This is a genomic window from Peribacillus sp. P4_D6 (assembly GCF_056401795.1).
Map to the genome: position 1 here is coordinate 1 of NZ_JBFUIQ010000138.1, position 9,347 is coordinate 9,347.

The following is a 9,347-nucleotide window of genomic DNA, read 5'->3' on the forward strand; positions in this document are numbered from 1 at the left end:
AGATAGTAAAGATACAATTATATTTAGAGGGAGCTCATTTATGGTAAATAAAATAAACGAAGAACTAGAAGCTTATTGTGCGAGTGAATATTCAAAGCTATCACGGGTAATTGTTTGTGAACCTCATTATATGGAGATCAGGGAGATCATTAACGAAACACAAAAAGAGTTTCAAGAAGAAAATATCGATCAAGCACTCGCCTTGGAGCAGCACGCACAATTTACAAAGGCTCTAGAACATGAAGGGATTGAAGTCATAAAACTTCCGCCTCAAATTACATATCCGGAACAAGTCTTTACGAGAGATATCGGTTTCACTCTTGGCGAAACCGTTTACGTAGCTGAGTTGGCAACAGGTATCAGGCAGGGTGAAGAACAAATATTGAAATCCTGGCTCGAAACGAATGGTATTTCATATTTCAACCTCCTCAAAAATCATATTGAGGGCGGGGATGTCCTTATTGACGGAAAAACCATTTATATTGGAATCAGTGAAAGAACGGATGAAACATCCGTCAAGCATCTTCAATCCTTATTACCGGAATACGAGGTAATAGCGGTTCCTTTCATTGAAACATTCCTTCATTTAGACTGTGTTTTCAATATCATATCACCGACAGAGGCGCTTATTTTTCCAGAGTCCTTTACAAAAAAAGAGATGGATTTATTAGCTTCACGTTATGACATGATTGAAGTGACGAAAGAAGAACAATTCACTTTAGGTACCAACGTGCTTTCGATTGGGAATAAAAAATTATTCAGTCTACCCTGTAATAAACAGGTAAATAGTCAGCTTCGTGAACGCGGATATGAAGTCATTGAAGTCGATATAAGCGAAATCATCAAGTCCGGTGGCTCTTTCCGTTGTTGCACCATGCCACTATTGAGGACAACAAAAAAGAAGACTGATTCAGCCTGAGCAGAATGGAAGAAACCGGACTTTTATGGAAGTCCGGTTTCTTTCACCTTATTGTTGTCAAACATTAATTTTCAATGGAATTTGCGACCACCCCTTAAAAAGGCTGGCTGCATTATATAACTCTGATGATAGTCGGGCACATAAGAGTTCAAAAAATGCTTGTTCGGAAGTTTTTGAAAGCAAGGATCTCCTCTATACATCAATTAAGCAGTCTTAATATAATTTCAGAATCCTTTCTATTTAACTGTACATACTGGCTATGTTCGTCCTTCGTCAATTCTACAATATTTTCATCCGTATTAACCCAGGCATAATATACGGAAATTTCACCTTCGTTTTTCTGATCATTAAAATAAAAGATGAAGTCCGCCTTAGGATGATCCTTCTCCAGCGCGAATTCTTCCCAATCGGCATTCTTTATTATTTCTTTGGTTTTTTCTGTTTTCCCCAATTCTATCTTTTCTTTATATGCTTCGAATTTGTAGTGTTTACCTTCATATTTTTGAACGGAAATATGTTCTTGCTTTGTTGTGCAACCTGAAGCCAACGTTATTGATAATAAGCAAAGGCCAACAAGGAGCGGTTTCCTTTTCATTACATGTCATCTCCTTATACCCCAATGGATTAATTATCCAATATTTTCATTATACTAGTCCACGCAAAAGAGTAATAGGATTGTTTGTCGATTTTTTACCCTTTATCCCTTGGGCATATGTCCTTCAATGCATATATTCCGATTATTATTCAACAATTACACCCCTTAAAATGAAATAAATTGTAAATTGATAAGTCCCCCCTTTTTGAAAAGGCTTATCTAAAATTTGATAATATTGAAATATACTTGCTATAATTTTCATGAGTAGCGGTAAGTAATACAAGATTGAAAGGGGAATATAAAATGAATTATGTTAAAAATCAACTGACAGCCATGCGCAGCAATCTTTTAAAAGAAATTGAGGGAATCGATACAGAGTTCATGGATGTGCAGCCTGAAGGTTTTAATAATACAATCCATTGGCACATTGGACATGTCCTTACTGCAGCGGAAAAGTTTTTATTGAACTCCAGCAGTAATTTGCCAGAGAGTTACAGCCAGCTATTCGGATATGGTTCAAAACCAGCCAACTGGACCGGAGATGTACCTTCCGTTGAAGTATTGAAGCAACAGTTGCATGAACAACTTGATCGACTTCTTGAAATTCCGGAAGAACGATTGACCGAAAAAACAGCACAGCCTTTCAACGGAATGGAAACAGTGGGAGAATTCATTAATTTTGTAGTCTTGCACGAAACCAATCATATAGGCCAAATTCACGCAATGAAATTATTCATAGAATCCAATAATAACTAAGAGTAAGTAACTGTCACCCTGTTTTTCTTGAAATGGGAGTGGCAGTTTTTATTATTTAGGACGAAAAATTACAGTTTTGGTGCGTTTGCACGTACGTTTGGAGCATATGCTCGTGAGTTTTTAGCTTTTACTCATAAAATTCTAGCGTTACTCGGTAATTCGGAGCTTTAATTCGTGAATTCGGAGCGTTACTCGTGAGTTTCGATCTTTTACTCGTGAGTTTAGTGCAAATACTCGTGAATTTTATGCTTTTACTCGTGAATTTGGTGCAAATACTCGTGAATTCGAGCGTTACTCGTGAGTTTTATGCTTTTACTCGTGAGTTTGCAGCAAATACTCGTGAATTTTAAGCTTTTACTCGTGAGTTTGCAGCAAATACTCGTGAGTTTTTAGCTTTTACTCGTGAATTTGGTGCAAATACTCGTGAATTCGAGCGTTACTCGTGAATTTTATGCTTTTACTCGTGAGTTTGCAGCAAATACTCGTGAATTCGAGCGTTACTCGTGAATTTTATGCTTTTACTCGTGAGTTTGCAGCAAATACTCGTGAATAAAATTAAAAAAAGCCCCCGCTTTTTATAGCGTGGGCTTTCGTCTGTTCACCCGTAAAGCTGAGTAAACGCCTCTCAAGTCATCTGGTCCTGGTTATCCATATAATCACTGTATGCTTTTTCCGCTGAGGCTTCCGAAGTGAACAAAGCATCATCATCCTCGATCGTATGAAATGTATCATTCAGGAACAAGGCAACTGCATTGGGATCTTTGGGGTGCGGAACAATTTCCGCTGCCCTGATATTCGAAACTGTAGGGACATGGGGATTATTATAAATCACAAACACCTCGTCACCGACCTGCACTTCTTTTGCATTGATTACACCCATTGAATTCTTCCTTTCCATTACTGATTTTCCTTTAGTTTATGGAAAGAAACTTATAATTATTTATGAAAGATGACAGACCTCGCAAGCGGCGTTATCTGAACGGGGCCCCTTCAACAGAAGGAACCCCGCCATTCACTTAAGCATATTCATTTTTTGTAAAAATTCGATCGGATGCTGTTTCCGGAAAAACTCCCTAAGCATATAGGCAACACCATCTTGATCATTGGATCGCGTCACCCATTTTGCCACTTTCCGTACTTCCTCATCCGCATTGCCCATGGCAACTCCCAGACCAGAACCGGCAATCATCTCCATATCATCCAATCCATCGCCAATCGAGACGATCTCCGTTCTTTTCACCTTTAAATGGTCCGCTAAATACAATACACCACTCCATTTAGATACACCCTTCGGAACGATTGTCAGTTTATGTCCTGGGTGTAAGACTGCATCTACCTCAGGGAACATTTCCTTTATCAATTTCAACATATCATTTCGAGCATTTTTTTCTGGAAATATAATGTCCATCTTCGTCGGGGCCATCGGCTGATCAATAAGCTCTTCACTGATATCATCCACATAATTTTGAGCATAAATATTTTGGTCATTCAAATACATAACCGATTTACCAAGCAAATTCTCCGGGAGGTTCACCCGATTGCCCAGCGAGTATTTTTCATGAATGAGCAATATTTGGCACGTGGTCTTTTCAAGCATTTGCACGAGCTCTGCAGTCAGTTCTTCTGATATTCTTTTTACCATTATCGGCTTTTCCATGGAAGCTCCGACAAAGGCTCCTTGCTGAGCAACGATCATCGGATTTATTTTGAGGGCTTTGGCCACTTTTTTTGCTGAGTGATAGTTTCTTGACGTCACAAGTGCAACATGGACACCTTTTTGGTGAACATAATCTATTGCTTCTTTAGTCGATTTATTTAAACGGCCATTCGACTGGAGCAATGTCCCGTCGATATTGACCGCAAGTAGTCGATATACCATGCTGATCTCTCCCATCTGTTGTATCCTCTTTCAAAATTTATGACTAAAATTTCGAGAATAGAACAAATAGTGGTTCACGACCCTTGTACTTGTGCTTTCAGGGAACAAAAAAACCCCCAACCATTAAAGTAGGGAGTCTCCAACTGCTTATTGCTGTTGCTCAGGCAAGCCATATAAATCTTCAAGCGGCTTCATGATAATTTTATTGAGGTCTGCGATGACCATGCTCATCCGTTGTTCAGCTTCCATCAATTGCGAAATGGTTGGGTTTTGTTGGACAAGCTGTACCGTCTTTTGTGCTTGCTCAACCTCTTCCGGTGCAATCTCCTGTCCCATCATTTGCTTTTGCTGCAATGACATTTGCAGATTACGGAAGTTTTCAAACATTCCTTTTGTTGCTTCATCAGAATTCACAAGATCATATAAGCGTTGCAAATCGGCATATTCATTACTTGCCCTAATCGCCTTTTCCATTTCATACGCTGCATCATATACGTTACTCATTTATTTCCCCTCCCGGTAATCATTGTATTCCTACACCTTTTCCACTATAACAAATCCGATTGAGAATTACACGTCATCCTATTAAAACAGTTACGAAACCTTGAAATAAACCGATGATTCGACCAAGCAAAGCCCCAATGCATGTGATCATCGACAATTCCTTAGTGATGGAAACGACCATTTCCTCTAGACGGGACACCGAAAAGGACGAAACCTGTTCTTCCACGATATCGTCCAAATGCAGTTTTTGGAATAGCGGCTGGAAATGATTGATTACGTACTCGGCAACTTTTTCCACTAAAATCGGAACGCCCTTTCCACGATGATGTCCGAGAAATCGGCAGCCAATTCTCGAACCGGCTTATTCATGATCGAAGCGACAGGCAGCATTTCAGCCGTTTTTTCGGTAATCCATTTTTTTATCGTTTCTCTCCCGATCATTCCCTCGATTTTCTCTATATCCCATTTCTCGAGATTTCCCCACTCTTTCACCAACATCACTGACAATATATCAATCGTTCTCGATTGTTCAAAAAATTTAATGATTTCCGGCTGAATCTTATCAATTAACTTTTCGTTTCCAATGAACAGCTGAATTAAATTGATCAGCTTGCCCCGTTCCTTGAAAAAATCATCCAACATGTCTTCAAGATGGCGTTTGCCTTCCGCACTGTCAAAATATTCTTTTTCCCTTTTTCACGATGAAATGTGACAACGCAGGAATCGAGTCGAGGGCTTTTTGCTGAAGGTGCGGGGGGGGACGATATCTTTCAAGCTCTTGCTCATGTTCTCTTCCGACCATATTTCATATTTACCGAGAATGAATGTTTGTAACCGCTGTTCTAGCGTTAAATGAAGAATTCTTCATTCCCAATTGATCAAGCAATTGAGCAGTACTTTTTGTGTGGACAATGTTTCTTTACTTCTGCCTGGACGAAAATTTTCATATTCTGTATAGAGGCATCATTGATGACTTTATTTTGAATGCTCCTTGGTGTGATTAAATGATCGACCACCAATTTGCCTAATTGTTTAGCTAACTCATCCTGCCGCTTCGGAATCAACCCTGGTGCTTCCCAAAAATATGGATTGGCTTATACGGTCTGAATAGCATTCTGATAGCCAATAAATTAGTGAAGCCACCTATTACTGCAACAACGACGACCATAAACAGTATCTTTACCCAAAACTCACCCATGAAATTTCTTCTTTTATTGCTTGAAATAAAGGCTTGATGACACCTTCTAATTAAAAAATCATAGAATGTGTTATCCACATTTGCCCATCATTTAATTATTAAAGGATATCAAACTTAGTGCAAACGGGGAATTATTATGAACCTTGACCATCAGAAAGTTTACATTACGGTAAATCCCGCAGAGACTAGAAAGAAGGCGCTATTGTTTATCGAAGAAAAATTATTTGAGGAATGGGACCTTCAATTTGGAGAACCCGTAACGATAATGGCTGGATGCCGTTCCGTCCCGGTACTTGTCCAGCCATTCCCGTCATCCCAGCCTACATTGAAACTTTCATATGATATGAACCAAATTTTATCCTTACCCGTTTTTTCCGATCCAATCTCCGTCTCATACCATGCGGATGAAAGGTCAATTAAAATAGGCCCATTCTTCGCTTCACTCATGAACCAGACTCCCTTGCAAGACGGGACATTCGGCGAGATGGAAAAATTTTATCAGGAAATGAAATCATATTGTAATCAGCAAGGCATCCCCTTCTATTTAGTTAAACTGCAGTCTCTTCAAGATGGGGTTGTGGAAGGCTACCTGCCAGGGCAAGGTGGCTGGAAAGCCTTGCCCCTCCCCATCCCTGATGTATTTTATAACCGGATACATTCGCGCAAACTTGAGCAATCGCCTTCTTTCAAGCTGTTTAAAACTGAACTGGAGGAACGGTCGATTCCGATGTTCAACGGAAGGTTCCTCTCCAAACATGATGTACACGAACTACTGATCTTAGAGGATGAGCTATTGCCAAATTTGCCAGAGACAATATTGTTTAACGAAAAGGAACCTTTCTTGACATTTATAGAAAAGCATTCGGTAATCTACTTTAAACCCGCATCGGGCAGCCAAGGCAGGAATATTTGCAGATTAACGCAAGTAGCTGGAAAATGGAAAATCGAGCAATCCGGACATCTCCAGAATGTACATTTTGCTGATACGGATGAAAAGTTGTTTGAAACCTTAAAAAATTTTTCCAGAAAACGATCCTTCATTCTTCAAAAAGGGATTTCCCTATTCGAAACCGATCAGAGAAAGGTTGATTTCCGCATACTGCTTCACCGGAACGAACAGCTTGAATGGAAAGTTACATCAATGGTTGCCCGGATTGGGGATCCTGGTACTATTGTTTCCAATCTTGCACAAGGCGGATTGATGAAAAATGGGCCGGATTTTCTAAAAGAAGCATTTGAACTTCAGGACGCCAGCCGCATATATCAAAAGCTCGTCCGGCTGGCTAAAAACACTGCGGAGACCTTAGTCGAAAACCTTGACGATTCATTCGGTGAGCTAGGGATCGATTTAGCACTGGATACCGATACCCATCCATGGATCATCGAAGTGAATTCAAAACCTTCGAAAAAATTTCAAGGCAACTATGAAACCTTTCGTCCATCAGTAAAATCAATCATAGATTTCATGCTTGCCCTTAACCGCGAAAACCATCCATAAAAGGAGTTGCTAGCACGTGTTAATAGGATTAATGGCCGCGTCGGATACTCATGAAAACAACTACTTCACCGAAATAGCCAAAGCCGCTAAATCATTTAATATGAAAGTTTGCAAATTCTCACCGGAAAATATTGATATGGATCTGAAAAAAGTGAGGGGCGAGCGTTTTGATGCCGAGAACGAAACTTGGATCGCCACATCTTTTGATTTACCTGATTTTGTATATGATCGCTGTTTTCACGGTTTAGTCCGTGAGTCAACGGAAACACGACACAAAATCGAGTGGTTAAAAGATAACTCGAATTTCTTAGGACTGGGCCTTCCTGGTAAGTGGGAAGTGTACCAAATCCTAAAAAACCATCCACACCTACAGGCATTTTTTCCAGAAACCGTACAAGTGACGACACCTGAAGATATTATAGGGCATTTGGAACGCCTGGATAAAATCATCATCAAACCTGAATTCGGTGCAGGCGGTACAGGAATCTATCTCCTTTCAAAAACCGAAGACGGGACTCTGGTTTCCATGACGAAAAAGGGCACCAAATATGACCGCCCATTCTCCTCCAAATCTCAGCTTAACAAATGGCTGCAGCATTTATTAAATCGATACCGTTATCTTTGCCAGCCATATTTAGAACTTTGCACCCAAAATAATGAGCCATTCGATTTACGGATTTTACTTCAAAAAAACGAGAAGAATCAATGGATGGAACGGGGCCGCGGAATTCGTACGGGACAAAAAGACGGAATTACTTCAAATCTTGCCACAGGCGGGGAAGCCATTTCATTGGATACCTTCAACAAAATAAACCCGGAAACGATTTCGATTGCTGTCGAACAAAAGATTCATCATATCCTTCGCACCCTGCCCGTTGAAACCGAAGCTGTCTTTGAAAGATTATTCGAGTTGGGAATTGATCTAGGCATCGATAAAAAAGGCCAAATATGGATAATGGACATTAACTCGAAGCCTGGAAGGAAAATCATTCAGGCACTACAGCCGGAGACCATGAAAGATATTCATCGAGCACCGTTTCAGTATAGCCAGTATTTAGCCGAACAGCTTCAGAAAGCAGGTGAATAGGAAGTGAGAAAGACTTATCCTGCCGAAATTGCCGCTATCCCTGGCAATGTTCTCTACTACCCTTCAGAGCTTGGAGATTTGGCAGAGATTGAATTAATTTATTTCGGACGGCATTCATGTCCTGCCATCGTCAAACAAAACCCGGCCGTCAATCAAACAATCGTGCTATCGAAAAGTCTTGCGGAAGCTCTACTATTCGATCATACCGATATTCCCCTTCATTTATTCATATACGGCAAGAGCATCCATATCGGACCGCTTGTCGGAATCTTTTCCTCAGGCTTCACGGGCCTTTCAAACAAACCTTTAGGGGAGAGATCTGAATTTTTCGCAAATCTCCTTTCGCTTAGCAAGACCACAGGCTGTATTCCCTTTGTTTTTGGAGAGAATGTAATCAATTGGGATGAGGAGACAATCAAAGGCTATGTATTTGATAAAGATGACTGGAACATTTATGAATTTCCTTTTCCTAATGTCATCTATGACCGGCTACCAAATCGGTTGACGGAAAACCGTGAAGGACCTAAAGAAGTGAAGCAGAAATTCCAAAAAATATATACCATACCATGGTATAACCCCGGATTTTTCAATAAATGGGATGTAAATGAAAGGTTATGTGCAGATGAGCGGGCACTGCCTTATTTGCCGGAAACGTATCCATTTCAATCCATATCCGTGGTGGAAACCCTTCTTTCCCATTACCGGCAAGTTTATATAAAGCCCATTCACGGCAGCCTCGGTCTAGGGATTCACCAAATTCTTTATGATAAGCATGAGAATGTTTATTATTGCCGCTATACAAACGAAGCAAAAGAAAATAAACTGCAACGGTTTTCAACATTGGAATCCATCGTTAAACACATTTTTCACGACCGCCCGCTCGAGAATCTGATCGTGCAGCAGGGCATCCC

General features: G+C 40.3%; 13 protein-coding genes. 6 read left to right on the top strand and 7 right to left on the bottom strand.

Annotation, left to right across the window (positions count from 1 at the left end; translation table 11 throughout):
* The first annotated feature begins 40 nt into the window (after positions 1-40).
* Positions 41-919 carry a dimethylarginine dimethylaminohydrolase family protein gene (locus tag AC1DVB_RS22945; protein ID WP_191929090.1) on the top strand — a complete coding sequence of 293 codons (879 nt, stop codon included), beginning with the start codon at positions 41-43 and terminating at the stop codon, positions 917-919.
* Positions 920-1,118: 199 nt separating this feature from the next.
* Here the strand turns inward: AC1DVB_RS22945 and AC1DVB_RS22950 are convergent, their stop codons facing one another.
* Entirely contained in the window at positions 1,119-1,514 is a 396-nt protein-coding gene (locus AC1DVB_RS22950) for a hypothetical protein (RefSeq protein WP_323597920.1), read from the bottom strand.
* A 303-nt stretch (positions 1,515-1,817) separates the two neighbouring features.
* Here AC1DVB_RS22950 and AC1DVB_RS22955 point away from each other — a divergent pair, with 303 nt between their 5' ends.
* On the top strand, positions 1,818-2,270 hold the full coding sequence (locus AC1DVB_RS22955; RefSeq protein ID WP_477591111.1) for a DinB family protein: 453 nt from the start codon (positions 1,818-1,820) through the stop codon (positions 2,268-2,270).
* A gap of 194 nt (positions 2,271-2,464) precedes the next feature.
* On the top strand, positions 2,465-2,620 hold the full coding sequence (locus AC1DVB_RS22960) for a hypothetical protein (RefSeq protein ID WP_477591113.1): 156 nt from the start codon (positions 2,465-2,467) through the stop codon (positions 2,618-2,620).
* 275 nt (positions 2,621-2,895) lie between these two features.
* On the opposite strand, the gene AC1DVB_RS22965 is transcribed toward AC1DVB_RS22960, so the two are convergent.
* The 6 genes from AC1DVB_RS22965 to AC1DVB_RS22990 form a co-directional block, all read right to left on the bottom strand.
* Positions 2,896-3,168, bottom strand: a complete 273-nt coding sequence (locus AC1DVB_RS22965) for a transcriptional regulator SplA domain-containing protein (protein ID WP_222620128.1) — start codon at positions 3,166-3,168, stop codon at positions 2,896-2,898.
* Between the two features lie 114 nt (positions 3,169-3,282).
* A complete protein-coding gene (locus AC1DVB_RS22970) occupies positions 3,283-4,149 on the bottom strand; it encodes a Cof-type HAD-IIB family hydrolase (RefSeq protein ID WP_057275891.1) in 867 nt (288 codons plus the stop codon).
* Positions 4,150-4,296: 147 nt separating this feature from the next.
* Positions 4,297-4,653, bottom strand: coding sequence for a YlbF/YmcA family competence regulator (locus AC1DVB_RS22975; RefSeq protein WP_034314741.1), 357 nt, complete (start codon positions 4,651-4,653; stop codon positions 4,297-4,299).
* A 73-nt stretch (positions 4,654-4,726) separates the two neighbouring features.
* Entirely contained in the window at positions 4,727-4,951 is a 225-nt protein-coding gene (locus AC1DVB_RS22980) for a DUF445 family protein (RefSeq protein ID WP_057275786.1), read from the bottom strand.
* Complete coding sequence (locus AC1DVB_RS22985; RefSeq protein ID WP_477591114.1) at positions 4,951-5,295, bottom strand: hypothetical protein; 345 nt, start codon at positions 5,293-5,295, stop codon at positions 4,951-4,953. Before AC1DVB_RS22985 ends, AC1DVB_RS22980 begins: the two co-directional genes overlap by 1 nt.
* A 236-nt stretch (positions 5,296-5,531) precedes the next feature.
* On the bottom strand, positions 5,532-5,717 hold the full coding sequence (locus AC1DVB_RS22990; RefSeq protein WP_477591116.1) for a hypothetical protein: 186 nt from the start codon (positions 5,715-5,717) through the stop codon (positions 5,532-5,534).
* 270 nt (positions 5,718-5,987) lie between these two features.
* Here AC1DVB_RS22990 and AC1DVB_RS22995 point away from each other — a divergent pair, with 270 nt between their 5' ends.
* The 3 genes from AC1DVB_RS22995 to AC1DVB_RS23005 all read left to right on the top strand — a co-directional run.
* On the top strand, positions 5,988-7,349 hold the full coding sequence (locus tag AC1DVB_RS22995; RefSeq protein ID WP_057275783.1) for a YheC/YheD family endospore coat-associated protein: 1,362 nt from the start codon (positions 5,988-5,990) through the stop codon (positions 7,347-7,349).
* A gap of 16 nt (positions 7,350-7,365) precedes the next feature.
* Entirely contained in the window at positions 7,366-8,436 is a 1,071-nt protein-coding gene (locus tag AC1DVB_RS23000) for a YheC/YheD family endospore coat-associated protein (protein ID WP_477591118.1), read from the top strand.
* A gap of 3 nt (positions 8,437-8,439) precedes the next feature.
* Positions 8,440-9,347, top strand: a 908-nt coding sequence (locus AC1DVB_RS23005) for a YheC/YheD family protein (RefSeq protein WP_477591120.1), incomplete at its 3' end; no start/stop codon positions are given.